The sequence below is a fragment of the Variovorax sp. YR566 genome, assembly GCF_051992195.1.
Classification (GTDB): domain Bacteria; phylum Pseudomonadota; class Gammaproteobacteria; order Burkholderiales; family Burkholderiaceae_C; genus Variovorax.
On sequence record NZ_CP197092.1, the window covers coordinates 13,079 to 36,608 of the forward strand.

Below are 23,530 nucleotides of genomic sequence, written 5' to 3' on the forward strand. Positions count from 1 at the left end.
GTCGGTCAGTCAGTCTGCTTCGAGCAGGTTGCGCAGCGCCTGCAGGTCGCGGGCGATCCACTGCGCATCGCGCTCGAAGGCCGCATCGTCCATGTGCGGCTGGCGCAGCAGCGTGAACTGCAGCTCGCAGGCGTCCGGCGCAACGCCGATCACGCGAAACGGCAGGTAGACCTCGGGCACGCCTTCGGGCGCGACCCAGTGGTCGAGCACACCGAGATCGTTGCGCGGCGCGAAGCGCATGCGGGCCTCGCCGCTCTCGGGCGTGCGCACGATCCAGTGGTCGCCATGCGGCACCAGCGCGCTCTTGGCGAGGCCGCTGGCCCAGTCGGGCAAGCGCTTCGGATCTGCCGCCAGCACATAGGCGCGGCGCCATTCGCACTGCACGCGCTGAGTGATGACGCGGGACTGCGCGGCGTGGTCTTCATTCGTCGGTTTCATCGAAATCGCTCCTGAGTACCTTGGACACGACGGCGCCCGAAAAACCGCGCGCCATCAGGAATCGCATCTGCTTGGCCCGCTCCTTCGCGTCGGCGGGCGGCGCGTCGAAGCGGTGGCGCCACAGGGCCGTGGCGCGTTCGACTTCCGTCTCTTGCAGGCTGGCCACCGCTTCTGCGATGGCCTCGGGCGCGATGCCCTTGGCCTGCAGCTCCTGCTTTACCCGCAGCGCGCCCGAGCGGGCAGCGCGCTGGTTGAGTACAGAGGCCACCACGCGCGGCTCGCTGATGAAGTCTTTCGCTGCCAGCTCGTCGAGCGCCTTCGCCAGCGTGCCGGGCTCTTCTTCATGCTTTGCCAGCTTGCGCTCCAGCTCCGCGCGCGAATGTTCGCGCTGGCTCAGCAGGCGCAGTGCGCGGCCTTTGAGGGACGGGGCGTTGAATGCCATTCGGGGGTCGCTCGCGCGGCCCCCGGGGAGCCGCGCTCTGGCTTATTCGCCCTTGTCGGCCTTCTCGGCCTTGGCAGCCTTCTGCGGCTTCTCTGGCGTGGCGCCGGCATCGGCGGCCAACAGCGGGATGCCCAGCGACTCGCGCACCTTGTTCTCGATCTCGCGCGACAGCTCGGGGTTCTCGCGCAGGAACTCTCGGGCGTTGTCGCGGCCCTGGCCGATCTTCTCGCCGTTGTAGGCATACCAGGCGCCCGACTTGTCGACGATCTTGGCGGTCACGCCCATGTCGATGATCTCGCCTTCGCGGCTGATGCCTTCGCCGAACAGGATGTCGAACTCCGCCGTCTTGAACGGGGGCGAGACCTTGTTCTTCACCACCTTCACCTTGGTTTCGTTGCCGATGGCCTCGTCGCCCTTCTTGATGGTGCCGATGCGGCGGATGTCCAGGCGCACCGAGGCGTAGAACTTCAGCGCGTTGCCGCCGGTGGTGGTTTCGGGCGAGCCGAACATCACGCCGATCTTCATGCGGATCTGGTTGATGAAGATGACCATGCAGTTGGTCTTCTTGATCGTGGCCGTGAGCTTGCGCAGTGCCTGGCTCATCAGGCGGGCCTGCAGGCCGGGCAGCGAGTCGCCCATTTCGCCTTCGATTTCAGCCTTGGGCGTGAGCGCGGCGACCGAGTCGATGACGATCAGGTCGACGGCGCCGGAGCGCACCAGCGAGTCGACGATTTCAAGGGCCTGCTCGCCGGTGTCGGGCTGGCTGATCAGCAGGTCGGACAGGTTCACGCCGAGCTTCTGGGCGTATTGCACGTCGAGCGCGTGCTCGGCATCGACGAAGGCGCAGGTGCCGGCCTGCTTCTGCATGGCGGCAATGACTTGCAGCGTGAGCGTGGTCTTGCCCGACGATTCCGGGCCGTAGATTTCGATCACGCGGCCGCGCGGCAGGCCGCCGACGCCCAGCGCGATGTCCAGGCCCAGCGAGCCGGTGGAAACCACCTGGATGTCTTCGAGCGCCTCGCCTTCGCCGAGCCGCATGATCGTGCCCTTGCCGAACTGCTTTTCGATCTGGGCCAGCGCGGCTTGCAGCGCCTTGGCTTTTTCACTGTTGGCGACCGAGATGCTTGCGCCCTTGACGACTGCGTCCATGTGGAAACTCCTTGAAAATCAACGGTTTGTGTTGGGTTTCATCCGATCTGCTTTTAACTACAGGCTGGATGCTTGAACAGTAGTGTAGAGGCTGATGGGTTGGCGTAAACCCATTTTTTGGTCAGTTTGCTTTACCATTTGCCGCCATGGCCGAAGCCGCTTTCCCGACCGACCCCGATGCCTGGCGCCAGACCCACCTGGGCCGCCTGCTCGGCCACGCCATGCGCCGTTTCGACGAGCGCGTGCTGGAGCTGATGGCGCACGACGTCGACGTGCCGCTGGCGCTGTCGAACCTCGCGGCGCGCGCGCAGGTGAGCGCGGCGCACATCCACATCACGCGGCACCTGGCGCGCGAGGGCTCGCGCCTCACGGAACTGGCCGAGCGCGCCGGCATGACCAAGCAAGCGATGGGCGCGCTGGTCGACCAGTGCGAAGCCTGGGGCCTGGTCACGCGCGGGCCCGATCCGCTCGACGCGCGGGCGCGGCGCGTGCTCTTCACCGCCGACGGGCTGGCCTGGCTAGACGCCTTCCGCAGCGCGGTGACGCAGGCCGAGAGCGAGTTCCGAAGCAGCGTCGGCGACGAGATCGCCACCGTGGTAACGATTGGACTGGAAGCCTACACAGCGGGCTAGACTCGCCCCAGAGACAAATGTGAACGGCGCCGTTTCGGCGCTCGAACAGGCCGGAGGTGACGCATGCGGATTCTGATTGCCGAAGACGACCAGGTGCTGGCCGATGCCCTGCTGCGCAGCCTGCGCACCTCGGGCGCGGCGGTCGACCACGTGGCGAACGGCTCGCAGGCCGACACCGCGCTCATGACCCATGACGAGTTCGACCTGCTGATCCTCGACCTCGGGCTGCCCAGCCTGCACGGCATCGAGATCCTCAAGCGCCTGCGCGCGCGCGGCTCGCAGCTGCCGGTGCTGGTGCTCACCGCGGCCGACAGCGTCGAGGAACGCGTCAAGGGCCTGGACCACGGCGCCGACGACTACATGGCCAAGCCCTTCAGCCTGCAGGAGCTCGAAGCGCGCGTGCGCGCCCTCACGCGGCGCGGCATGGGCACCACCAGCAACGCCATCCGCCACGGCCCGCTGGTGTACGACCAGGCCGGCCGCGTGGCCACCATCGACGGCAAGATGATCGAGCTGTCGGCGCGCGAACTGGGGCTGCTCGAAGTGCTGCTGCAGCGCGCCGGCCGGCTGGTGAGCAAGGACCAGTTGGTCGACCGGCTGTGCGAATGGGGCGAGGAGGTGAGCCTCAACGCCATCGAGGTCTACATCCACCGCCTGCGCAAGAAGATCGAGAAGGGGCCGGTGCGCATCGCGACGGTGCGCGGGCTGGGCTACTGCCTCGAAAAGATCCAGTGACGACGACGCGGCAGCCGCCACGCGCGGGCGGCGGCACGCCGGAGGACTCGGCGCGATGAAGCTCTTTCAGCGCGCGCAGCGCTCGCTTTTCGGCGAGATCCTCGATTGGATGCTCACGCCGTTGCTGCTGCTGGTGCCGGTGAGCATCGGCGTCACCTGGCTGGTGGCGCAGGGCATTGCCAACGCGCCCTTCGACCGCGCGCTCGAACACAACGTGAAGGCCCTGGCCGAACTGGTGACGGTGAAGGAAGGGCATACGCAGTTCGTGCTGTCGCAATCGGCGCGCGAAATCCTGCGGGCCGACGACGCCGGCCACGTGTACTACCAGTTGCTCGACGGCCACGACACGCTGCTGAGCGGCGAGCGCGACATTCCGATGCCCGGCCTCGACGAGCCGCTGCCGGCCGGCCAGGTGTTCCTGCACAACAGCGCCCTGCACGGCAAGGAGGTACGCGTGGCCTCGATGTGGATCGCCAGCGGCACCGACGACGTGCCGCCCACGCTGCTGCAGCTGGCCGAGACGCGCGAGAAGCAGTCGGTGCTCGCGGCCGAGATCATCAAGGGCGTGCTGCTGCCGCAGTTCGCCATCCTGCCGCTGGCAGTGCTGCTGATCTGGCTGGCGCTGGTGCGCGGCATCAAGCCGCTGTCGGTGGTGGAGGCGCGCATCCGCGAGCGGCGCCCGGGCGACCTGAGCCCGCTCGACGAATCGTCGGTCCCGCTGGAAGTGGTGCCGCTGGTGTCGTCTGTGAATGAACTGCTCGACAAGCTCAACGATTCGATCGGCACGCAGAAGCGCTTTCTGGCCGACGCGGCGCACCAGCTGAAGACGCCGCTCGCGGGCCTGCGCATGCAGGCCGACCTGGCGCAGCGCGAAGGCGCCAACGCCGACGAGCTGAAGCAGTCGCTCAAGCAGATCGGCCGCGCCAGCAAGCGCGCCACGCACACGGTGAACCAGCTGCTGTCGCTGGCGCGCGCCGAAGGCAACAGCGCCAATGCGCACCACCAGCCCTGCGATCTGGCGAAGCTCACCATCGAGGTGGTGCGCGAGGCGGTGCCACGCGCCATCGAGAAGCGCATCGACCTGGGCTACGACGGCGCGGAAGCGGGCGCACCGGGCGTGATGTTCGACGGCAACGCGACGCTGCTGAAAGAGCTGGTGCGCAACCTGGTCGACAACGCGATCAACTACACGCCCTCGACGCCGGAGCGCCCTGGCCTGATCACCGTGCGCGTGCTGGCCGACCCCTTCGGCCACGTGCTGCTGCTGCAGGTGGAGGACAACGGCCCCGGCATCGCCGAGGTCGACCGCGAGCTGGTGTTCGAGCCCTTCTACCGCGTGCTCGGCAACGAGGCCGACGGTTCGGGGCTGGGGCTGCCGATCGTGCTGGAGATTGCGAACCAGCATCGCGCGCAAGTGAAGCTGGAGGATGCGCATCCCGGCAAGCAGCCGCCGGGCGCGCTGTTCACAGTGCGCTTCGAGGGCGAAGCGGCACCTTGATTGACCAGGGGAGTCAGGGCGCAGGCGCGCCCGGCTTCACTTCCTTGCGGATCTGCAGCCACTCGGGGTGGATCTGGCGCGACATGCGCTGCGGCTCTCGCTCGTTCAGCGCGGCCGGAGCCAGGCCGAAGCCGGCAAGATCGCCGCGCGCCCACAAGAAATAGCCGGCATTGGCCAGCAGCAGGACGATGAGGAGCAGGCGCAGCTTCATACGTGTCAGAGGGTCATGCCGCGAGGGCGCACGCTCACTTCATCGCTGGAAATCAGCTGCAGGCCGGCGTCGGTGCGCACCTGCAGCTCTCCACCCCAGGCCACGCCTTCGCACAGGCCGGCGGTGCCGTCGCTGAGCACCACTTCGCGGCCCCGCAGCACGTCGCGTGCGGCAAAGCGCTCGGCGAAGGACGCAAAGCCCCTGGCCTCGAATTCGAGCACGCTGCGCACCAGCGGCTCGGCCAGTTCGCGCAGCACTTCGGGCGCAGTGGCCTCAGGGTGCCACTGGCGCAGCCAAGCCGGTGGCGTACGCATGCCGTCGCCTTCACGCGCGCCGATGTTGATACCGATGCCGATCACGAGATAGCGCGGCGCATCGGCGCGGCCGGCGGACGGCAGCGCGGTTTCGATGAGGATGCCGACCAGCTTGCAGTCGTTCACCCACACGTCGTTGGGCCACTTGAGGCCGACCTTGTGCGTGCCCGAGGGATCGAGGCTCTCGGCCACACTGACACCGACGGCCAGTGAGAGGCCCGACCAGTCGGCCGGGGCCAGAGGCATGCCGAGCGAGAAAGTCAGCGAGGCCGACTCTTCCTGTTGTGGCGCGCTCTGCCAGGGCCGCCCGAGACGGCCGCGCCCCGCGGTCTGGCGCTCGGCCACGAGCAGCACGGGCTCGATGCGGCCGGCACGCGCGCGGCGCATCAGCTCGGTGTTGGTGGAATCGATTTCGGCCACGGCCTCGACCGCGAAGCCGGGCAGCAGCGGAGCGACCGACGCGGCGATCCGGTCTTCGAACCAGGCGGCCGAGGTGCTGCTGCTCATGGTCAGTCCTCGGCGGACTTTTCCTTCTTGGCGGATTTTTTCTCCGCCTTCTTTTCGGATTTCTTCTCGGCTTTTTTGTCGGCCTTCTTTTCCGCCTTCCTGGCTTCTTTCTTCTCGGCCTTTTTCTTTTCAGCCTTCTTCTTTTTCTTCTTTTTCTTCTTCTCGTCCTCATCGTCCTTGGGCGTCAGCAGCGTGCCGCGGCACTGCTCCGAGCCGCACCAGCAAGGAAATTCGGACAGAAGCTTCGGCGTGTACGGCTCGTCGATGATCAGGCCGTAGTCGTAGTTGAGCTCTTCGCCGGCGGAGATGTTGCGCAGCGCCTTGATATAAACGCGCCCATCGACCTCGTCGGCTTCGCAATTCGGCTCGCACGAGTGGTTGATCCAGCGGGCGGCGTTGCCCTTGACGTTGCCGTCGATCACACGCCCGTCGTCGATGTGAAAGTAGAAGGTGTGATTCGGCTGGGCCGGGTCATGCGGATGGCGGCGCAGCGCCTCCTTCCAGTTGATGACTTCGCCCTTGTATTCGATCAGCGTTTCGCCCTCGGCCAGGTCCTGCACGGCGAACACGCCGTTGCCATGGACATTCGAGCGCCGCGTCTGGATTCGGCGACCGGCGGAAAGTGGGGATTTGGAAGGCATCGCCGAAGTCTGTTAGTTTGAATATGCACACATGCGCGTGTGCGCGTGCGCACGCGGGAAGCCGCAGAGTATAGAGAGCCCTTAGATGACAAAGACTTTGGTAATCGCAGAAAAGCCGTCGGTGGCACAGGACATCGTCCGTGCCCTCACGCCGGTTGCAGGGAAATTCGACAAACATGACGAGCATTTCGAGAACGACACCTATGTCGTGACCAGCGCTGTCGGTCACCTGGTCGAAATCCAGGCGCCCGAGGAGTTCGACGTCAAGCGAGGCAAATGGAGCTTTGCCAACCTGCCGGTGATCCCGCCCCATTTCGACCTCAAGCCGGTCGACAAGACGAAGACGCGCCTGAACGCCGTGGTCAAGCAGGCCAAGCGCAAGGACGTGACGCAGCTCATCAACGCCTGCGACGCGGGCCGCGAGGGCGAACTGATCTTCCGCCTGATCGAGCAATACGCCGGCGGCAAGGCGGGCCTTCACAAGCCGGTCAAGCGCCTGTGGCTGCAGTCGATGACGCCGCAGGCCATTCGCGACGGCTTCGACGCGCTGCGCACCGAAAAGCAGATGCAGGGCCTGGCCGACGCCGCGCGCTCGCGCTCGGAGGCCGACTGGCTGGTAGGCATCAACGGCACGCGCGCCATGACCGCGTTCAATTCGCGCGACGGCGGCTTCTTCCTCACGACCGTGGGCCGCGTGCAGACGCCGACTCTCTCCGTCGTTGTGGAGCGCGAGGAGCAGATCCGCAAGTTCGTCTCGCGCGACTACTGGGAAATCCACGGCAGCTTCGCGGCCGAGGCCGGCGAGTACCCGGGCAAGTGGTTCAACCCCGACTGGAAGAAGGCCAACGCGCCGCTCCTGGCCAACGGCGAGCCCGACTCCGAACAGCGCGCCGACCGCGTGTGGAACGAGCAGGAAGCCCGCGCCATCGCCGACGCCTCGCGCGGCAAGCCCGCCACGGTGACGGAAGAGAGCAAGCCCACCACGCAGGCCTCGCCCGCGCTGTTCGACCTGACCTCGCTGCAGCGCGAGGCCAACGGCCGCTTCGGCTTCAGCGCCAAGACCACGCTGGCGCTGGCACAGAGCCTCTACGAACGCCACAAGGCACTGACCTACCCGCGTACCGATTCGCGCGCGCTGCCGGAAGACTATCTGCCGGTGGTCAAGCAGACCATGGGCATGCTCGCCACGAGCGGCATGAAGCACCTGGCACCGTTCGCGCAGCAGGCGGTCGATGGCAACTACGTCAAGCCCAACAAGCGCATCTTCGACAACGCCAAGGTGTCGGATCACTTCGCCATCATCCCGACGCTGCAGGCGCCCAGCGGCCTGAGCGATGCCGAGCAGAAGCTCTATGACTTCGTGGTGCGCCGCTTCATGTCGGTGTTCTTCCCGAACGCCGAGCACCAGGTGACCACGCGCATCAGCACGGTGGAGCAGGGCGGCAAGAAGTATCCCTTCCGCACCGACGGCAAGGTGCTGGTGAAGCCGGGCTGGCTCGCCATCTACGGCAAGGAAGCACAGGACGACGAAAAGGAAGACGACAAGGACGGCAAGCGCCTCGTGCCGGTGAAGCCGGGCGAGATCGTGAACACCGAGTCGGCCGACATCAAGGGCCTGAAGACGCGCCCGCCGGCACGCTACTCCGAAGCGACGCTGCTCGGTGCCATGGAAGGCGCGGGCAAGACCATCGACGACGACGAGCTGCGCGAGGCCATGCAGGAGAAGGGCCTCGGCACGCCAGCCACGCGCGCGGCCACCATCGAAGGCCTGATCACCGAGAAGTACATGCTGCGCGAAGGCCGCGAGCTGATCCCGACGGCCAAGGCCTTCCAGCTCATGACGCTGCTGCGCGGCCTGGGCGTGGAAGAACTCTCCAAGGCCGAGCTGACCGGCGAGTGGGAATACAAGCTCGCGCAGATGGAGAAGGGCGCGCTCAGCCGCGACGCCTTCATGCGCGAGATTGCGGCGATGACCGAGCACATCGTCAAGAAGGCCAAGGAATACGACCGCGACACCGTGCCGGGCGACTACGCGACCCTGCAGACGCCGTGCCCCAATTGCGGCGGCATCGTGCGCGAGAACTACCGCCGCTACGCCTGCACCGGCAAGAGCGGCACCGGCGAGGACGCCTGCGGTTTCTCGTTCGGCAAGTCGCCGGCCGGGCGCACCTTCGAGGTGGCCGAGGCCGAGGCGCTGCTGCGCGACAAGCACATCGGCCCGCTGGAAGGCTTCCGCTCCAAGGCCGGCTGGCCCTTCACCTCCGAGATCGTCATCAAGTACGACGAAGAAGCGAAAAACTGGAAGCTGGAGTTCGACTTCGGCGACGACAAGAACGAGGACAGCGGCGAGATCGTCGACTTCAGCGAGCAGGACACCGTGGGCCCGTGCCCGGTGTGCGGCGCGCCGGTGTTCGAGCACGGCAGCAACTACGTCTGCGAGAAGTCGGTGCCGACCAATGCACAGCCCACGCCGAGCTGCACCTTCAAGACCGGCAAGATCATCCTGCAGCAGCCGGTGGAGCGCGCGCAGATGGAAAAGCTGCTCGCCACCGGCAAGACCGACCTGCTCGACAAGTTCGTGAGCATGCGCACGCGCCGCGCCTTCAAGGCCTTCCTGACCTGGAACGCCGAGGAGGGCAAGGTGACCTTCGAGTTCGCGCCGCGCGAAGGCGGCAGCAAGTTCCCGCCGCGCAAGACCTTCGGCAAGGCCGCGCCCGCGGGCAAGACGGCTGCGGCCAAGAAGGTTGCTGCGAAGAAGACGCCCGCCGCCAAGAAGGCACCGGCAGCGAAGAAGGCCGCGGCACCGCGCAAGCCCGGCGCGGGCCTGAAGCCCAGCGATTCGCTGGCCGCGGTGATCGGCGCCGAACCGGTGGCGCGCACCGAGGTCATCAAGAAGCTGTGGGACTACATCAAGGCCAACGGCCTGCAGGACGCGGCCAACAAGCGCGCGATCAATGCCGACGCCAAGCTCAAGCCGGTGTTCGGCAAGGACCAGGTGACGATGTTCGAACTCGCGGGCATCGTGGGCAAGCACCTCTCGGCGCCCTGAGCCATGCGGCGCAGACACTTCAGCGCAAGCGTTGTTGCGATGGCCGTCGCGCTGCTGGGCGGCGCGGGCCTGGCCCACGCCGCCGCGTGGCCTGACAAGCCGGTCAAGCTGGTCGTGCCCTTTCCGCCGGGGCAGGCCACCGACATCTTCGCCCGCGCGCTTGCCGAGCAGCTCGGCAAGCGGCTGGGCCAGCCGGTGATCATCGACAACAAGGCCGGTGCCGGCAGCAACATCGGCACCGAGTTCGTGGTGCGCTCGCAGCCCGACGGCTACACGCTGGTGGTGGCCGGCAGCGCGATGGCTGTGAACCAGACGCTCTATGCCAAGCCGGGCTTCGACCCGCGCAAGGACCTGACGGGCATCTCGCTGATCGCGAAGGTGCCGCTGGTGTTTCTTGCAACGCCCGAGAGCGGCATCCGCACGCTGGCCGAACTCACGGCACGCGCCAAGGCCGAGCCCGGCCGGCTGAGCTACGCGAGCGCCGGCATCGGCGGCACGCAGCATCTGTCGGGCGAGATGTACAAGTCTGCGGCGCATGTGTTCATCACGCACATTCCGTACCGGGGCAGCGGGCCGGCGCAGTCGGACTTCCTGGGCAACCAGATTCCGCTGATGGTCGACTCGGTGACGGCCGCGCTGCCGCACATCAAGTCGGGCAGGGCGGTGGCGCTGGCCGTCACCTCGGCCACGCGCTCGTCGCAACTGCCCGATGTGCCCACCGTGCGCGAAAGCGGCGTGGCAGGCACCAAGAACTTCGAGGCCGTGGGCTGGCTCGGCCTGATGGCGCCGCGCGGCACGCCGGCCGACATCGTCGAGCGGCTCAATCGTGAAGTGACGGACATCCTGAAGAGCGAGCAGATGGCGCGCTTCATCCGCGAGCGCGGCTCCGAGCCCGCACCCACGACGCCGGCCGAGTTCGACCGCTTCGTGGCGAGCGAGATCGGGGTGTGGGGTGCGGCGGTGAAGGCCTCGGGCGCGAAGCCCGAGTAAGCAGGCATCAAGCAGGCATCAAGCAGGCGCCTGCGCCTCTTTGCCGCGATCCACCTCCGCGAGCAGCCAGCTGCGGAAATGATCGAGCGTGGCCAACTGGCCGCGCCCTTCCGGGTAGCAGAACCAGTAGCCCTCGTTGCCGCGGTAGCCGCCGCCGGGCAAGGGCTCGTCCACAAGCCCGGAAGCGATTTCGTCCTGCACCAGGCAGCGCGGCACCAGCGCCACGCCCATGCCGACCATCACTGCGCGGATCATGGTCTGGAACTGGTCGAACTGCGGCCCCGCCAGCGGGTCGAGCCCGCGCACGCCATGCGCCTCGCTCCACTGCAGCCACGACTGCGGCACGCTCACGTGGCGAAGCAGCGTGCAGCGCGCCACGTCCTGCGGCGTGCGGATGGCGACCTCGGCCTGCGCGGCGCGCGGGGCGATCAGCGCCACGTCCTGCCCGGCGAGGTAGTGCGAGCGGGCGCCGGGCCAGTGGCCGTCGCCGAAAAGAATGGCGCAGTCGAGCTCGGGCCGCTCGAAGTCATAGCCATGCACGAAGGGCACGAAATGCAGCGTGATCTGCGGATGCGCGCGCTGAAAGTCGGGCAGCCGCGGAATCAGCCACTTGGCGCCGAAGGTGGGCAGGGCGGACAGGTGCAGCGCACCGCCGCCGTCGCCGCTGGTAATGAGCTCCAGCGTGGCCGCCTCCAGCTGCGCGAGCGTGGCGCGCACCGCCTTCTCGTAGCGCTCGCCGGCCGGCGTGAGCGCCAGGCGCTTGCGGCTGCGCTCGAACAGCGGCGCGCCGATCCAGCGTTCGAGCTCCTGCACCTGCTTGCTGACCGCGCCCTGCGTGAGGTGCAGCGCCTCGGCCGCGCGCGAGACGCCGCCGAAGCGAACGACGGTCGAGAAGGCGCGCAGCAGGTTCAGAGGCGGGTTGAGACGGCGCAGTGACATGGGCGGAGTGACATGGCGGGATGCCCATTAAAACATTCCAGATCGGAATGTTGGCTGGTCTATCCTTTGCTTCAGGTAATGCAGCGAATCGCTCCATCACTCTCTGTTTCATTGGAAGAAACCCATGCTACGTCGTCACTTCATTTCCACCCTGGCCGCTGCTTCCGTCGTGCCAGGAATATCCTTCGCCCAGGGCAAGCCGATTCGCCTCGTCGTGCCGTTCCCGCCCGGCGGCGCCACCGACATCACGGCGCGCGTGCTCGGCGAGCCCCTCGGCAAGATCCTCCAGCAGCCCGTGGTGATCGACAACCGCGCCGGCGCGGGCGGCTCCATCGGCATGGCCGAGCTGGCACGCGCCACGCCCGACGGCCTGACCTTCGGCGTGGCCACGCTGTCCACCCACGGCGTGAACCCGGCCGTGTACCAGAAGCTGCCCTACGACCCGATCAAGGGTTTCGTCGCCGTGACCGAGCTGGTGAAGGCGCCGGGCGTGATCGTCATCAACCCGTCCGTGCTGCCGGTCGGCAGCTTCGCGGAGCTGGTGAAGTACCTGAAGGCCAACCCCGGCAAGGTGTCGTACGCCACGCCGGGCAACGGCACCATCGGCCACATGTGGGGCGAGCTGTTCAAGAGCAGCACCGGAACCTCGATGGTGCACATCCCCTACCGCGGTGCGGGCCCGGCCATCAACGACGTGCTCGCGGGCCAGGTGCCGGTGTACTTCGACCAGGTGGCCTCGTCGCTGCCGCATGTGAAGTCGGGCAAGCTGAAGGCGCTGGCCGTGTCCTGGAGCGGCCGGCTCGACGTGCTGCCCGAGGTGCCGACGTATGGCGAGCTGGGCTATCCGGTCAACAACGATCCTTCGTGGTTCGGCATGGTCGCACCCGCCGGCACGCCGGCCGAGATCGCGCTGCGCATGCAGCAGGCCGTGGCCACTGCGCTGAAGGACCACGCGGTGCGCGAGCGCCTTGCGTTGCAGGGGCTGTACGCCTCGGGCACCACGCCTCCCGAGTTCACGAAGCAGATCGCGGGTGAGATCGAGAAGATGAGGAAGGTGGCCGAATTCGCCCGCATCCGATTGGACTGACCGACACCTGCCTATGCATCCTGTTCTGAAACTGATCCAAACCCGCGCCCAGGTGACGAGCGTCGCCGGGCATACCCCGCTGGTGCTCGACTCCCCGCACAGCGGCACCGTCTACCCGGAAGACTTCCGCACGGTGCGCGACCTGGCCACCCTGCGCCGCGCCGAGGACACGCACGTCGAGAAGCTCTACGCCTTCGCGCCCGCCATGGGCGCGGCCTGGATCGAGGCGCACTTTCCGCGCAGCTATCTCGACGCCAACCGCGACACGACCGAGATCGACACCACGATGCTCGACGGCTCCTGGACCGATCCGGTTTCCACCGACCCGCGCGTGCTGTCGAAGGTGCGCCTGGGCAAGGGCCTGATCTGGAAGCTCACCGACGAAGGCCTGCCTATCTACGACCGCCAGCTCCCGGTGGACGAGGTGCGCCAGCGCATCGACACCTGTTGGCGGCCGTACCACGCGGCGGTGGCGCAGGCTGTAGCCGAGGCGCATGCGCGCCACGGCTACAGCATCCACATCAACTGCCACTCGATGCCGGCCATCGCGGCCAGCCATGCGACGGACTTCCCGGGCCTGGCGCATGCCGACTTCGTGATCGGCGACCGCGACGGCAGCACGGCCGACCCGGCGCTGTCGCAGAAGATCTGCGAGCACCTGCGCGCCTTCGGCTACAGCGTGGACTACAACCACCCGTACAAGGGCGTGGAACTGGTGCGCCGGCACGGCAAGCCTGCCGAACACCGGCACAGCATCCAGGTCGAGATCAACCGCAAGCTGTACATGGACGAGGCCACGCTGGCGCTCGACGAGGCCGGCGCGGCGCGGCTGCAGGGCCATCTGCGCTCGATGGTCGAAATGCTGCTGGCCACGGACCCGCGCTGATCCTTTGCAGCTCGATCAGGCGCCGGCGGGCGTGAAGTCGGTCGACACCGACAGCGCCTCCCACGCCTTGATCTCCTCCTGCAGCGCGCCGAGCTTCTCGCGCACCACTTTCACCGCGTCGGGGCCGAGCAGCAAGTGTGCGGGCGGGTTCGTGGCCTCGGTGATCTGGATCATGGCGCGCGCCGCCTTCACCGGATCGCCGTCCTGCTTGCCGCTGCGCGCCAGCCGCCGCTCGCGCACCGGGCCCATCACCGGCGCGTAGTCGGCAATGTTCTGCGGTGCGCGCACCATCGAGCGGCCCGCCCAGTCGGTGCGGAAGCCGCCGGGCTCCACGGCAGTCACGTGGATGCCGAAGCTCGCCACCTCCTTGCCCAGCGTCTCCGAGATGCCCTCGAGCGCGAACTTGCTGCCGTGGTAGTAGCCCAGCCCCGGAAAGGTCACGATGCCGCCCATCGACGTGATGTTGAGGATGTGGCCGCGCCGGCGCGCCCGCATGAAGGGCAGCACCGCCTTGGCGACGGCCACGGCGCCGAACACGTTCACCTCGAACTGCTGGCGCAGCTCGTCGAGCGACGATTCCTCGACCGTGCCTTCGTGTCCGTAGCCGGCGTTGTTGACCAGCACGTCGATGGGGCCGACCGAGGCCTCGACCTCGGCCACCACGCGGGCCACTTCGGCGTCGTGCGTCACGTCGAGCAGGCGGCCGAAGGAGCGGCCAGGCTGCAGCGCATCGAACTCGGCGCGCGCGGCCTCGTTGCGCAGCGTGCCGACCACGCGGTGGCCGGCGGCCAGCGCCTCCTGCGCCAGCGCGCGACCGAAGCCGCTGCTGACGCCGGTGATGAACCAGGTCCTGGGAGAAGAAGAAACCGTCATGGCGATGTCCTTGAAGGGTGGATGGAAGAACCGATGGCCTGACTGTGCGCGCGCCGCATCGCTTTGATAATCCATCCAATCGATGAAGCACCTTGAAGGTTTTCTTCAAGATCAACCGGATTCCACCCATGCGCCAGGACCAGCTAGACGGACTCGTCACCTTCGTGGCCGTGGCCGAAACACGCGGCTTTTCGGCCGCGGCGGTGCGGCTGGGCGTCTCGCCCTCGGCCGTGAGCCAGGCGGTGCGGCTGCTCGAAAAGCGCGTGGGCGTGCCGCTGTTCAACCGCACCACGCGCAGGGTGAATCTCACCGAAGCCGGCGCCCGCTTTCTGGAACGCATCCGCCCGGCGGTGCAGGAGCTGGCCTCGGCCTCCGACGAGCTGAGCGACAGCGCCGAGCGGCCCGCGGGCCTGCTGCGACTCACGGTGCCTCGCGCGGCCTACCTGTTCGTGCTGCAGCCGGCGCTCGGGGGCTTCCTGCGGGCCTATCCGCAGATCGACGTGGAGGTGTCGATCGACAGCGCACTGGTCGACATCGTGGGCCGGGGCTTCGACGCCGGCATCCGCTTCGGCGGCATGGTCGAGCGCGACATGGTGGCGGTGAAGGTCGGCGGGCCGCTGGCCAACAGCATCGTCGCCGCGCCGCGCTACCTGGCCGAACGCGGCACGCCGGTGCACCCGCGCGAGCTGCTGGCGCACGACTGCATCGGCTTTCGCTTCGAGAGCTCGGGCCTGCTGGAGCGGTGGGAGTTCGAGAAAGACGGGGAGGCCATGACGCTTGCGGTGAGCGGCCGCCTCGTGATGAACGACGTGGCCGTGATGCTCGACGCTGCGGTCGACGGCATCGGCATCGCCAACCTGATCAACAGCTACACCGAGCGCCACGTCGCCGACGGCCGGCTGGTGCAGCTGCTGGCCGACTGGACCACGCCGCTGCCCGACCTGACGCTGTACTACCCCGACCGCAGGCGCGTGCCGCCCAAGCTGCGCGCGCTGATCGACTGGCTGCGCGAAACAACCTTGTCGGCGCCGGGTGTGTTGTTACAGGGCGAGCGGGCCGGCGGCCTATAGTGGGCCGGCAACAACCGTCAACCAAACCATCTCTTGGAGTTTCCAGTGAAGCCAATCATTGCTGCTGTGTTCGCGATCGCAATGGGCGCGCTGGTGTCGGGCTGCGCAGGCACGGGTTCGGCCCCGGCCAGCAGCGGCGCCAATACATCGGGCGCGACCGGCGGCAGCGGCGTCACGGTGTTCGGCACCATCGACGCCAGCGTCAGCAGCACGACGAACAAGTCGTCGCGCTGATCAGTGCGCGCCGCCTAGCGTCGCAGCAGCGCCTGGCGCAGCACGCGCGCAGCGCGGTCGCGGATCTTGCCGGAGCTGGAGCGCGGCGGCACCTTCGGCGCGACCTTCGCGGTGGCGCAGGCCCACAGGAAGTCATGCAGGATCGGCGTGTCGTCGACCGTCTCGGTGCTGCCGTACTTGTGGAATTCGGGGTGCCACTGGGTCGCGGCGATGTAGCTGCGGCCCTTGTCGGGGCGGCGGCGGATGGCCTCGGGCACGCGGTCGGGCAGGCTCCAGGCCTCGATCTCGAAACCCGGCGCGAGGCCCTTGATGCCCTGGTGGTGGATGCTGTTGACGCGCGCCTTCTCCACCTGCGGGTAGAGCTTCGACAGCCGCGTACCTTGAACCAGTTCGATCTCGTGGAAGTTCTGGTCGTAGGTCACCGGGTCGCGGTGGCGCAGGCCGCCCTCGTGCTGGGCCTCGATGTCCTGGTAGAGCGTGCCGCCAAAGGCCACGTTGATGAGCTGCAGCCCGCGGCACACGCCGAAGATGGGCTTGCCGGCCTGCTCGAAGGCTTCGACCAGCGCGAGGTCGTAGAGGTCGCGGATCTGGTCGCCGATCCACGCGTCCTTCAGCGGCACCTCGCCGTAGCTGCCGGGCCAGACGTCGGCGCCGCCGTGCATGACCACGCCATCGAGCCATTCGGCGTAGTGCGACAGCTTGGTGTCGCCGCGCGCGGTTTCGCCGGTGGGGCAGGGCACCATCACGACCATGGCGCCGGCGGACATGAGCCAATGCGCGATCGATTGCTCGACGTACTGCAGCGTCTTGTTGGTGAAGAGCGAGCGGGCCGGGTCGGCGTGCGAGAAGCAGGCGGACAGGCCGATCTTGAGCCGAGCGGAAACAGGTTGTGTCATCGCGGGACTGTCGTCGGTGGGAACCGGGCGATTGATGCGAAAAGGAAAGTCCATTTTGGCTCGTTGGCCTCTCGCACGGGGTCGGACGACACGCCAAGTATGCTTTCAACGCTGCCCCAACGAATAAGGAAGACAAGCCGATGAAAACGATCAAGGGCCCCGCCATCTTTCTGGCCCAGTTCGCGGGAGACACCGCGCCGTTCAACACGCTCGACGGCATCGCCGGCTGGGCCGCCGGGCTGGGCTACAAGGGCGTGCAGATCCCGAGCTGGGATGCCCGCCTGTTCGACCTTCAGCGCGCCGCCGAAAGCAAAACTTATTGCGACGAGGTAAAGGGCACGCTGGCAAAGCACGGCCTGGAGATCACCGAACTCTCGACGCACCTGCAGGGCCAGCTGGTGGCGGTGCATCCGGCCTACGACGCGGGCTTCGACGGTTTCGCGGCGCCCGAGGTGCGCGGCGATCCGGTGCGGCGCCAGCAGTGGGCCGTCGAGCAACTGCACTTTGCGGCAAAGGCCTCGGCCAACCTCGGGCTCACGGCGCACGCGACCTTCTCGGGCGCGCTGGCCTGGCCGTACCTCTACTCGTGGCCGCCGCGCCCGCCGGGCCTCGTCGAGGAAGCCTTCGACGAACTTGCGCGCCGCTGGCGGCCGATCCTCGACGCCTTTGACGCCGTGGGCGTGGACGTGGGCTACGAGATCCACCCCGGCGAAGACCTGCACGACGGCGTGAGCTACGAGATGTTTTTGGAGCGCGTGAACAACCACCCGCGCGCCTGCCTGCTGTACGACCCGAGCCACTTCATGCTGCAGCAGCTCGACTACCTGGCCTACATCGACCACTACCACGAGCGCATCAAGATCTTCCACGTGAAGGACGCCGAGTTCAACCCGACCGGCAAGCAGGGCGTGTACGGCGGCTTCCAGAGCTGGATCAACCGGGCAGGGCGCTTCCGTTCACTGGGCGACGGGCAGGTGAACTTCAAGGCCATCTTCTCGAAGATGGCGCAGTACGACTTCCCGGGCTGGGCGGTGCTGGAGTGGGAGTGCTGCATCAAGCACCCCGAAGACGGCGCGCGCGAGGGCGCGAAGTTCATCGCCGACCACATCATCCGCGTGGCCGACCGGGCCTTCGACGACTTCGCGGCGGGCGGGGTCGACGTGACGGCCAACAAGCGGATGCTCGGGATCGGCTGAGCCGGCTAGCTAGCTCACCGACCGGATCGCGTCGTCGAGGATCTCCAGGCCGCGATCGATCTCCGCGGGCGTCACGGTCAGCGGCGGCGCAATGCGCCACACCGCGGCCATGCCGCCGACCGACACGATGTTCATGCTGAGGCCGCGCGCCATGCACGCATCGGTGATGGCCCGGCCGCGCTCGGCATCGGGCTCGCGGGTTTCGCGGTCTTTCACGAGCTCGACGCCCTGCAGCAGCCCGTGGCCGCGCACGTCGCCGATCAGCTCGTGGCGCGCCTGCAGCGTCTCCAGCCCGTGGCGCAGCCGCAGGCCCATCTCGTTGGCGCGGGCGTTGAGCTTTTCTTCTTCCAGCACGTCGAGCACGGCCAGCGCGACCTCGGCCGGCAGCGGGTCGGACACATGCGAGGTGACGTGCACGAAGCCCTTGTCGTGGCACTCCTGCTCGATCGCCTCGCTGGTGATCGCCGCGCCGATGGCCACGCCGCCGCCCAGCGTCTTCGACACCGTGAGGATGTCGGGCACCACGCCGAACTGCTCGAAAGCGAAGTTGCTGCCCATGCGGCCGAAGGCGGTCTGGGCCTCGTCCAGGATCAGCAGCATGCCGCGTTCCTGGCACTTGGCCTTGAGCTTGGGCAGGTAGCCATCTGGCGGCACGATCACGCCGCCCGAGCTTTGCACCGGCTCGGCAATGAAGGCGGCCAGCGAGCCGCTGGACTGCGCATCGACCATGTCGAAGCCGACGTCCAGGCAGGTGCTGTCGCAGGCATCGCGGCAATGCCTGATGGGGCAGCGGAAGCAGTTGGGCGGCGGGATCGACATCGTGCCGGGCTTGCGCGGCCCGTAGTCGACGTGCTGCCTGCCCGCGAAGGTGAGCCCGGCCATGCCGCCGGTCACGCCGTGCCAGCCGCCGTTCAGGCCCACGATCTCGTAGCGTCCGGTGGCCACGCGCGCCATGCGCGCCGCCGCCTCGTTGGCCTCGCCGCCGGTCGAGAGGAAGATCGATTTCGACAGCTGCGGCGGCAGCATCGAGGCCAGCCGCTCGGCCAACCCGAGCACGGCCGGCCCGACGAAGCCGCTGTACAGGTGCAGCGCGCCCTCGCAGGCCTTGTGCATGGCGGCAACGATGCGCGGGTGGTTGTGGCCGATGGTGGCGCACATCTGGCCCGAGGTGAAGTCGAGGATCTCGCGGCCGTGCTGGTCCCACAGCGTGGCGCCCCGCGCCTTGACGATGACGTGCGGGCTCAGGCCCATGCCGTAGCGAATGAGATGCCGGGCGACCGTGGGGTCGTAGCCTGTGTCCTGGCCCATTGAATGCTCCTTGTCGTGGGGATGCGGCCAGCGTAGCCATCGGGCGGGAAATCGGCTGTCGTTGTAGGGGCCTTGAAACGAAGCCGATTGCATCCTGGTTGCGCCACACTGGCGGCATGAAAACCGGCACCCTCGACCGCATCGACCAATGCATCCTGGCCGAACTGCAGGCCGATGCGGGCCTGCAGAACCAGACGCTGGCAGAGCGCGTGAACCTCTCGCCCTCGGCCTGTCTCAAGCGGGTGCAGCGGCTGCGGCGCGCGGGCGTGATCCGCGAGGAGGTCGCGATCCTCGATGCCGCGCGCGTCGGCTTCCCGGTGCTGGTGATCTCGCGCGTCTCGCTGCGCAGCACCACGCGCGAGGCGTTCCGGGCGTTCGAGCGCAAGGTGCACGCGCTGCCGCAGGTGCTGCAATGCCACTGCGTGGCCGGCGAGACCGACTTCGTGCTCGTGATCTGCGCGCGCTCGCTGCCCGACTACCAGGCCTTCGCGCAGGAGCAGCTGGGCGACGCGCTGGCCCTGGAGAACTATTCGAGCGACATCGTGCTGTCGACCACCAAGTTCACGACGCAGCTGCCGCTGGACAGGGCGTAGGCCTGCGCTACAGCAGGCGCGCCAGCCGCTGGATGGCGCCGTCGATCTGCGGCTCGGCGATCAGGCCGTAGCCGAAGGCGAGGCCATTTTTTTGCAATTCAGGTACGTCAGGCGCGCCGGGCGCGTTCGGGTCGAGCGCATAGCGCGACAGCGGCGGCAGCGTGATGCCGGCTGCGGCCGCGCGTTCGACCACCGTGTGGTCGCGCGTATCGCCGTGCAGCCAGGCCGACAGGTGCAGGCCCGCATCTGAAGGAATCGCTTCGAGCCTGCCCGCGCAGTGGCGTGCCAAAGCATCGAGCAACGCAGTGCGCCGCGCGCCGTAGATCTTGCGCATCTTGCGGATGTGGCGCGCCAGGTGCCCTTCGGCGATGAAGGCGGCGAGCGCCTCCTGGCCGAGCACCGGGCCGTGCCAGTCGGCCAGCTCGCGCGCCCGCACCAGCGCCGCGCGCGCCCACGGCGGCGTCACCACGAAGCCAAGGCGCAAGGCGGGAAACAGGCTCTTGGAAAAGGTGCCGATGTAGAAGACCGACTCGGCGCGGTCCAGCGTCTGCAGTGCATCGAGCGGGCGGCCGGCGAAGCGGAATTCGCTGTCGTAGTCGTCCTCGACGACGACAGCGTTGCGCGCCCGCGCAAAGGCCAGCAGGGCGGCGCGGCGCTGCGGCGACATCGCGACGCCGGTGGGGAACTGGTGCGAGGGCGTCACGCAGACCACGCGCGCCTCGGGCGGAATGCGGTCCACGCACAGGCCCTCGCCATCGGTCGGCACCGTCATCACTCTCGCGCCCGCGGCCAGCATGGCTTCGCGCAGCGAGGGATAGAACAGCTGCTCGACCGCAACCACCGTGCGCCCCGGCACGACGAGGATGCGCGCGAGCAGCCCGAAGGCCTGTTGTGCGCCGGCCGTGACCACGATGTCGTCGGCGGTGCAGCCGACCGCGCGGGTGAAGGACACGTGCTTCGCGATGGCCTCGCGCAGCGCGCCCTGGCCTTGCGGGTCGGCGTAGTCGGCCGTCTGCCGCGCGACGCGGCGCAGCGCGCGGTCGCTCAGGCGGCGCCAGATGTCGAAGGGAAAGACGCTCACGTCGGGCAGGCCGACGCGGAAGTCGTCGCGCGCGGGCTGCGGCTGCAGCGTGGGGGCGAGGTCGGCGCCAGGAACGTTCAGCGGCACCAGCCGGGGGTCGCGCCGGGCCGTCGAGGCCTTCGTGCTGCGGCCGCGCCGGGATGCCGGCAGCGTGTCCGCCACGTAGGTGCCGGCGCCGGGGCGCGCCAGCAGGTAGCCCTCGCTCAGCAGCAGGTCGTAGGCCGCGAGCATGGTGTTGCGCGACACGCCCAGCCGCAGCGCCAGCGCGCGCGTGGCGGGCAGGCGCGCGCCGGGCTGCAGCCGGCCGTCGAGGATGGCGCTGCGCAGCTGGCGGTGCACCTCGCGCAGCAGGTCGCGCGAGCCGGCGCCCGGCAAGCGGATGGCGAGTTCGAAAATTGGCTCCATGAACTTCGCCGATTGTGGTTCTTTTGAAGAGCCAATTGCAAACCTATTCTGGAGGCCTTGAACACACTTGCCACGGAGTCCTTCATGAACACGGATCTCTCGACATCGCAACAGCAACCGGCAACCGAACGCCTGCCGCTGAGCCTGGGCTGGCTTGCGCTGGGCGCCTTCGCCCTCGGCACCGAAAGCTTCATGGTCGTGGGGCTGCTGCCGGTGCTGGCGGCCGACCTGCAGATCAGCGCCGCGCGGGCCGGGCAACTGGTGCTGCTGTTCGCGCTGAGCTACGCCATCGGCTCGCCGGTGATGGCGGCGCTGCTGGCGCGCTTCGGGCGCCGGCCGTTGCTGATTGCCAGCCTCGCGGCCTTCTCGGCGCTGACGCTGGCGGCGTCGATGGCGCACGGCTTTGCGCAGCTGGCGCTGGCGCGGGTCGCGTTGGGGCTGGTGGCCGGCGTGTTCCTGCCGACCGCGAGCGCCGTGGCGGCCGCGATGGTGTCGCCCGCGCTGCGCGGCCGGGCGCTGGCCATCGTGACCGGCGGAGGTACGGTGGCAGTCGCGCTCGGCGTGCCGCTGGGTGCTTGGATCTCGGGCTGGGGCGGCTGGCGCACGGCCTACCTGCTGATCGCGGCGGTGGCGGCACTCGCCACATGGGGTCTCGCGCTCGGACTGCCGCGCCAACTGGCGCAGGCGCCGGTCGCCGCAGCCGCCGCCACGAAGGGCACACCGGCCTTTGCCGTGGCCCGCGTGCCGGGCGTGCTGCCTGCGCTGCTGACTACCATGCTGTGGACCACTGGCGGCTTCAGCTTCTATACCTACATCGCGCCGTTCCTCTCGGCCACGCTGGGCTTCGGCACCGAGGGCGTGGGCACGATGTTCTTCGCCATCGGCGTGGCGGCGGCCATCGGCACCGCGGCCGGCGGCTGGGCCACCGACCGCCTCGGCGCCGACCGCACGGCGCAGGGCTTCGCGCTGATGCTGGTGGTGATCCTTGGCGGGCTGTCGTTCTCGGCGCAGATGCTGCCGCGCGGCCTGGCGCTGCCGCTGATCGTGGGGCTGTCGGCGCTGTGGGCCTTCGCGGGCTGGGGCTTCGGGCCGGCGCAAGCGGTGCGGCTGATCCGGCTGGCACCGGAGCGCGCACCGATGACGCTGTCGCTCAACGCCTCGGCGATCTACCTCGGCATTGCGGCGGGCTCGGTGTCCGGCGGCGCGGCGATCGAGCTGGTCGGCGTCAGCGCGGTGGGCTGGGTGGGGGCGGCCTTCCAGTTCGCGGGATTGATGCTGCTGTTACGGGCGGCGTACAAGGCGCGGACGGCCGGTTCGGCGCTGGCAGCGGCTGCTACGGCTTGATCGGCCGCCGAATAACTATACTTTTGATAGCAAACAACTCTCCAATCACGGCCCTTCGGGGCCTTTTTCATGGGATCGTTGTTTTTAAGACCGGCAATTGTCATGCCTCGCAAGCTATAATGTCGGGTTCGTTTCGATACCACGACGAAGAATTTCGTCAATACCGCCGGCTGACCTGCACTGTCCTTGGATTATTCAGGCCTCTCACTCCCAAGCCGGCTTTCACAGTGTGTTGGAGCGCCAGACCGGGCGCCCATGATTGCCACCACTGCCTTCGTTCCTGTTGAAGCGAATAGCGCGTCCGCCGCGCCATTCCGGCCGGCCCACGCCCGTTTTCAATTATTTTTCAGGCACTTCGCGCTCTGTATCCGCGCGGCGTGCCAAGGCTTCATGGACATCATTCAACACAGTATCGCGGTGGGCAAGTACCTTGTTTCCCCGCTCATTCGACACCAGGACGACGGCAACTACGCCGCTTCCGTCTCGATCCGCTCCGGCCACGGCAGCGGCATGCACGACCGCGTGATGCGCTTCACGCCGCGCTTTGCCAGCCACGCAGCCGCCGTCGGCTACGCCATCGACCAGGGCCTCGGCTGGGTGCGCGAACGCGCTCCCCGCAATGCCCCTCTCGCGCTTCCGTGCGCGGGCTGAAACAATTACGCCCAATTCCATCTCCAACACACATCGAACGATTCAGAGGTAACCACACATGCCCAAGGAAGAACTGATCGAAATGAACGGCGCAGTGACCGAAGTCCTGCCCGACTCGCGCTACCGCGTCACGCTGGACAACGGCCATCAGCTGATCGCCTACAGCGGCGGCAAGATGCGCAAGCACCACATCCGCATCCTGGCGGGTGACAAGGTGTCGCTCGAACTCTCGCCCTACGACCTGACCAAGGGCCGTATCACCTTCCGTCACCTGGAACGTCGCGGCCCGCCGCCGACCAACTCCGGCAACAACAACGCACCCCGCCGCTGATCCGCGACTGACGAAAGGCCTTGCGGCGCC

At 67.9% G+C, this 23,530-nt stretch carries 25 protein-coding genes; 14 read left to right on the top strand and 11 right to left on the bottom strand.

Features of this window, described 5'->3' with window-relative positions; translation table 11 throughout:
- Positions 1 to 9: 9 nt before the first annotated feature.
- From ACTG4X_RS00085 to recA, 3 genes are read right to left on the bottom strand one after another with little or no spacing between them, the layout of a single operon-like run.
- Entirely contained in the window at positions 10 to 438 is a 429-nt protein-coding gene (locus ACTG4X_RS00085) for a polyketide cyclase (RefSeq protein ID WP_093055208.1), read from the bottom strand.
- Positions 422 to 880, bottom strand: coding sequence for a recombination regulator RecX (gene recX, locus ACTG4X_RS00090; RefSeq protein WP_097197619.1), 459 nt, complete (start codon positions 878 to 880; stop codon positions 422 to 424). The genes ACTG4X_RS00085 and recX overlap by 17 nt, the downstream gene beginning before the upstream one ends.
- A gap of 42 nt (positions 881 to 922) precedes the next feature.
- Complete coding sequence (gene recA, locus ACTG4X_RS00095; protein ID WP_093055204.1) at positions 923 to 2,029, bottom strand: recombinase RecA; 1,107 nt, start codon at positions 2,027 to 2,029, stop codon at positions 923 to 925.
- Positions 2,030 to 2,175: 146 nt separating this feature from the next.
- Here recA and ACTG4X_RS00100 point away from each other — a divergent pair, with 146 nt between their 5' ends.
- From ACTG4X_RS00100 to ACTG4X_RS00110, 3 genes are all read left to right on the top strand, one after another.
- Positions 2,176 to 2,661, top strand: coding sequence for a MarR family winged helix-turn-helix transcriptional regulator (locus ACTG4X_RS00100; protein WP_093055202.1), 486 nt, complete (start codon positions 2,176 to 2,178; stop codon positions 2,659 to 2,661).
- 63 nt (positions 2,662 to 2,724) lie between these two features.
- Positions 2,725 to 3,396 carry a response regulator transcription factor gene (locus ACTG4X_RS00105; protein ID WP_093055200.1) on the top strand — a complete coding sequence of 224 codons (672 nt, stop codon included), beginning with the start codon at positions 2,725 to 2,727 and terminating at the stop codon, positions 3,394 to 3,396.
- Between the two features lie 55 nt (positions 3,397 to 3,451).
- The gene (locus ACTG4X_RS00110) at positions 3,452 to 4,894 is read left to right on the top strand and encodes a sensor histidine kinase (RefSeq protein WP_093055198.1); all 1,443 of its coding nucleotides are present in this window, start codon (positions 3,452 to 3,454) and stop codon (positions 4,892 to 4,894) included.
- 13 nt (positions 4,895 to 4,907) lie between these two features.
- On the opposite strand, the gene ACTG4X_RS00115 is transcribed toward ACTG4X_RS00110, so the two are convergent.
- From ACTG4X_RS00115 to ACTG4X_RS00125, 3 genes are read right to left on the bottom strand one after another with little or no spacing between them, the layout of a single operon-like run.
- The gene (locus ACTG4X_RS00115; protein ID WP_440533005.1) at positions 4,908 to 5,105 is read right to left on the bottom strand and encodes a sporulation protein; all 198 of its coding nucleotides are present in this window, start codon (positions 5,103 to 5,105) and stop codon (positions 4,908 to 4,910) included.
- A gap of 5 nt (positions 5,106 to 5,110) precedes the next feature.
- A complete protein-coding gene (locus tag ACTG4X_RS00120; RefSeq protein ID WP_440533006.1) occupies positions 5,111 to 5,926 on the bottom strand; it encodes a biotin--[acetyl-CoA-carboxylase] ligase in 816 nt (271 codons plus the stop codon).
- Between the two features lie 2 nt (positions 5,927 to 5,928).
- Positions 5,929 to 6,567, bottom strand: coding sequence for an SET domain-containing protein (locus ACTG4X_RS00125; RefSeq protein ID WP_093055192.1), 639 nt, complete (start codon positions 6,565 to 6,567; stop codon positions 5,929 to 5,931).
- 85 nt (positions 6,568 to 6,652) lie between these two features.
- On the opposite strand from ACTG4X_RS00125, the gene ACTG4X_RS00130 reads away from it, so the two are divergent.
- Positions 6,653 to 9,616 carry a DNA topoisomerase III gene (locus tag ACTG4X_RS00130; RefSeq protein ID WP_440533007.1) on the top strand — a complete coding sequence of 988 codons (2,964 nt, stop codon included), beginning with the start codon at positions 6,653 to 6,655 and terminating at the stop codon, positions 9,614 to 9,616.
- A 3-nt stretch (positions 9,617 to 9,619) separates the two neighbouring features.
- Positions 9,620 to 10,606: a tripartite tricarboxylate transporter substrate binding protein gene (locus ACTG4X_RS00135; RefSeq protein ID WP_093055188.1), complete on the top strand. Its 987-nt coding sequence runs from the start codon at positions 9,620 to 9,622 to the stop codon at positions 10,604 to 10,606.
- Between the two features lie 18 nt (positions 10,607 to 10,624).
- Here the strand turns inward: ACTG4X_RS00135 and ACTG4X_RS00140 are convergent, their stop codons facing one another.
- Entirely contained in the window at positions 10,625 to 11,545 is a 921-nt protein-coding gene (locus ACTG4X_RS00140; protein WP_093055186.1) for a LysR substrate-binding domain-containing protein, read from the bottom strand.
- Between the two features lie 124 nt (positions 11,546 to 11,669).
- On the opposite strand from ACTG4X_RS00140, the gene ACTG4X_RS00145 reads away from it, so the two are divergent.
- Both ACTG4X_RS00145 and ACTG4X_RS00150 read left to right on the top strand, forming a co-directional pair.
- Entirely contained in the window at positions 11,670 to 12,632 is a 963-nt protein-coding gene (locus ACTG4X_RS00145) for a tripartite tricarboxylate transporter substrate binding protein BugE (RefSeq protein ID WP_440533008.1), read from the top strand.
- A 13-nt stretch (positions 12,633 to 12,645) separates the two neighbouring features.
- A complete protein-coding gene (locus ACTG4X_RS00150) occupies positions 12,646 to 13,518 on the top strand; it encodes an N-formylglutamate amidohydrolase (protein WP_093076317.1) in 873 nt (290 codons plus the stop codon).
- A gap of 15 nt (positions 13,519 to 13,533) precedes the next feature.
- Here ACTG4X_RS00150 and ACTG4X_RS00155 read toward each other — a convergent pair whose 3' ends face one another.
- The gene (locus tag ACTG4X_RS00155; protein WP_440533009.1) at positions 13,534 to 14,391 is read right to left on the bottom strand and encodes an oxidoreductase; all 858 of its coding nucleotides are present in this window, start codon (positions 14,389 to 14,391) and stop codon (positions 13,534 to 13,536) included.
- 92 nt (positions 14,392 to 14,483) lie between these two features.
- On the opposite strand from ACTG4X_RS00155, the gene ACTG4X_RS00160 reads away from it, so the two are divergent.
- Together ACTG4X_RS00160 and ACTG4X_RS00165 are read left to right on the top strand one after the other, a co-directional pair.
- Positions 14,484 to 15,461, top strand: a complete 978-nt coding sequence (locus tag ACTG4X_RS00160) for a LysR family transcriptional regulator (RefSeq protein ID WP_440533010.1) — start codon at positions 14,484 to 14,486, stop codon at positions 15,459 to 15,461.
- A 45-nt stretch (positions 15,462 to 15,506) separates the two neighbouring features.
- Complete coding sequence (locus ACTG4X_RS00165) at positions 15,507 to 15,695, top strand: hypothetical protein (RefSeq protein ID WP_440533011.1); 189 nt, start codon at positions 15,507 to 15,509, stop codon at positions 15,693 to 15,695.
- 14 nt (positions 15,696 to 15,709) lie between these two features.
- Here the strand turns inward: ACTG4X_RS00165 and ACTG4X_RS00170 are convergent, their stop codons facing one another.
- The gene (locus ACTG4X_RS00170) at positions 15,710 to 16,591 is read right to left on the bottom strand and encodes a gamma-glutamyl-gamma-aminobutyrate hydrolase family protein (protein WP_093055178.1); all 882 of its coding nucleotides are present in this window, start codon (positions 16,589 to 16,591) and stop codon (positions 15,710 to 15,712) included.
- A gap of 140 nt (positions 16,592 to 16,731) precedes the next feature.
- Here ACTG4X_RS00170 and ACTG4X_RS00175 point away from each other — a divergent pair, with 140 nt between their 5' ends.
- Complete coding sequence (locus ACTG4X_RS00175) at positions 16,732 to 17,787, top strand: sugar phosphate isomerase/epimerase family protein (RefSeq protein WP_440533012.1); 1,056 nt, start codon at positions 16,732 to 16,734, stop codon at positions 17,785 to 17,787.
- 9 nt (positions 17,788 to 17,796) lie between these two features.
- On the opposite strand, the gene ACTG4X_RS00180 is transcribed toward ACTG4X_RS00175, so the two are convergent.
- A complete protein-coding gene (locus tag ACTG4X_RS00180) occupies positions 17,797 to 19,095 on the bottom strand; it encodes an aspartate aminotransferase family protein (protein WP_093055174.1) in 1,299 nt (432 codons plus the stop codon).
- Between the two features lie 116 nt (positions 19,096 to 19,211).
- On the opposite strand from ACTG4X_RS00180, the gene ACTG4X_RS00185 reads away from it, so the two are divergent.
- Positions 19,212 to 19,688, top strand: coding sequence for an Lrp/AsnC family transcriptional regulator (locus ACTG4X_RS00185; protein ID WP_093055172.1), 477 nt, complete (start codon positions 19,212 to 19,214; stop codon positions 19,686 to 19,688).
- A 7-nt stretch (positions 19,689 to 19,695) separates the two neighbouring features.
- On the opposite strand, the gene pdxR is transcribed toward ACTG4X_RS00185, so the two are convergent.
- The gene (pdxR, locus tag ACTG4X_RS00190) at positions 19,696 to 21,174 is read right to left on the bottom strand and encodes a MocR-like pyridoxine biosynthesis transcription factor PdxR (protein ID WP_440533013.1); all 1,479 of its coding nucleotides are present in this window, start codon (positions 21,172 to 21,174) and stop codon (positions 19,696 to 19,698) included.
- Positions 21,175 to 21,258: 84 nt separating this feature from the next.
- Here pdxR and ACTG4X_RS00195 point away from each other — a divergent pair, with 84 nt between their 5' ends.
- From ACTG4X_RS00195 to infA, 3 genes are all read left to right on the top strand, one after another.
- Complete coding sequence (locus ACTG4X_RS00195; protein ID WP_440533014.1) at positions 21,259 to 22,518, top strand: MFS transporter; 1,260 nt, start codon at positions 21,259 to 21,261, stop codon at positions 22,516 to 22,518.
- A gap of 390 nt (positions 22,519 to 22,908) precedes the next feature.
- Entirely contained in the window at positions 22,909 to 23,169 is a 261-nt protein-coding gene (locus ACTG4X_RS00200; RefSeq protein ID WP_093055166.1) for a hypothetical protein, read from the top strand.
- A 58-nt stretch (positions 23,170 to 23,227) separates the two neighbouring features.
- Positions 23,228 to 23,500: a translation initiation factor IF-1 gene (gene infA / locus ACTG4X_RS00205; protein WP_015867950.1), complete on the top strand. Its 273-nt coding sequence runs from the start codon at positions 23,228 to 23,230 to the stop codon at positions 23,498 to 23,500.
- The last annotated feature ends 30 nt before the right edge of the window (positions 23,501 to 23,530 follow it).

Excerpts from the sequence above, each read along its gene's own strand:
- ACTG4X_RS00155 (WP_440533009.1), bottom strand. The coding sequence starts at position 14,391 with ATGACGGTTTCTTCTTCTCCCAGGACCTGGTTCATCACCGGCGTCAGC.
- ACTG4X_RS00175 (WP_440533012.1), top strand. The coding sequence starts at position 16,732 with ATGAAAACGATCAAGGGCCCCGCCATCTTTCTGGCCCAGTTCGCGGGA.
- ACTG4X_RS00100 (WP_093055202.1), top strand. The coding sequence starts at position 2,176 with ATGGCCGAAGCCGCTTTCCCGACCGACCCCGATGCCTGGCGCCAGACC.
- ACTG4X_RS00125 (WP_093055192.1), bottom strand. The coding sequence starts at position 6,567 with ATGCCTTCCAAATCCCCACTTTCCGCCGGTCGCCGAATCCAGACGCGG.
- ACTG4X_RS00140 (WP_093055186.1), bottom strand. The coding sequence starts at position 11,545 with ATGTCACTGCGCCGTCTCAACCCGCCTCTGAACCTGCTGCGCGCCTTC.
- ACTG4X_RS00115 (WP_440533005.1), bottom strand. The coding sequence starts at position 5,105 with ATGAAGCTGCGCCTGCTCCTCATCGTCCTGCTGCTGGCCAATGCCGGC.
- ACTG4X_RS00130 (WP_440533007.1), top strand. The coding sequence starts at position 6,653 with ATGACAAAGACTTTGGTAATCGCAGAAAAGCCGTCGGTGGCACAGGAC.
- pdxR (WP_440533013.1), bottom strand. The coding sequence starts at position 21,174 with ATGGAGCCAATTTTCGAACTCGCCATCCGCTTGCCGGGCGCCGGCTCG.
- ACTG4X_RS00105 (WP_093055200.1), top strand. The coding sequence starts at position 2,725 with ATGCGGATTCTGATTGCCGAAGACGACCAGGTGCTGGCCGATGCCCTG.
- infA (WP_015867950.1), top strand. The coding sequence starts at position 23,228 with ATGCCCAAGGAAGAACTGATCGAAATGAACGGCGCAGTGACCGAAGTC.
- ACTG4X_RS00085 (WP_093055208.1), bottom strand. The coding sequence starts at position 438 with ATGAAACCGACGAATGAAGACCACGCCGCGCAGTCCCGCGTCATCACT.
- ACTG4X_RS00200 (WP_093055166.1), top strand. The coding sequence starts at position 22,909 with ATGGACATCATTCAACACAGTATCGCGGTGGGCAAGTACCTTGTTTCC.
- ACTG4X_RS00120 (WP_440533006.1), bottom strand. The coding sequence starts at position 5,926 with ATGAGCAGCAGCACCTCGGCCGCCTGGTTCGAAGACCGGATCGCCGCG.
- recX (WP_097197619.1), bottom strand. The coding sequence starts at position 880 with ATGGCATTCAACGCCCCGTCCCTCAAAGGCCGCGCACTGCGCCTGCTG.
- ACTG4X_RS00150 (WP_093076317.1), top strand. The coding sequence starts at position 12,646 with ATGCATCCTGTTCTGAAACTGATCCAAACCCGCGCCCAGGTGACGAGC.
- recA (WP_093055204.1), bottom strand. The coding sequence starts at position 2,029 with ATGGACGCAGTCGTCAAGGGCGCAAGCATCTCGGTCGCCAACAGTGAA.
- ACTG4X_RS00135 (WP_093055188.1), top strand. The coding sequence starts at position 9,620 with ATGCGGCGCAGACACTTCAGCGCAAGCGTTGTTGCGATGGCCGTCGCG.
- ACTG4X_RS00195 (WP_440533014.1), top strand. The coding sequence starts at position 21,259 with ATGAACACGGATCTCTCGACATCGCAACAGCAACCGGCAACCGAACGC.
- ACTG4X_RS00170 (WP_093055178.1), bottom strand. The coding sequence starts at position 16,591 with ATGACACAACCTGTTTCCGCTCGGCTCAAGATCGGCCTGTCCGCCTGC.
- ACTG4X_RS00145 (WP_440533008.1), top strand. The coding sequence starts at position 11,670 with ATGCTACGTCGTCACTTCATTTCCACCCTGGCCGCTGCTTCCGTCGTG.
- ACTG4X_RS00180 (WP_093055174.1), bottom strand. The coding sequence starts at position 19,095 with ATGGGCCAGGACACAGGCTACGACCCCACGGTCGCCCGGCATCTCATT.
- ACTG4X_RS00185 (WP_093055172.1), top strand. The coding sequence starts at position 19,212 with ATGAAAACCGGCACCCTCGACCGCATCGACCAATGCATCCTGGCCGAA.
- ACTG4X_RS00110 (WP_093055198.1), top strand. The coding sequence starts at position 3,452 with ATGAAGCTCTTTCAGCGCGCGCAGCGCTCGCTTTTCGGCGAGATCCTC.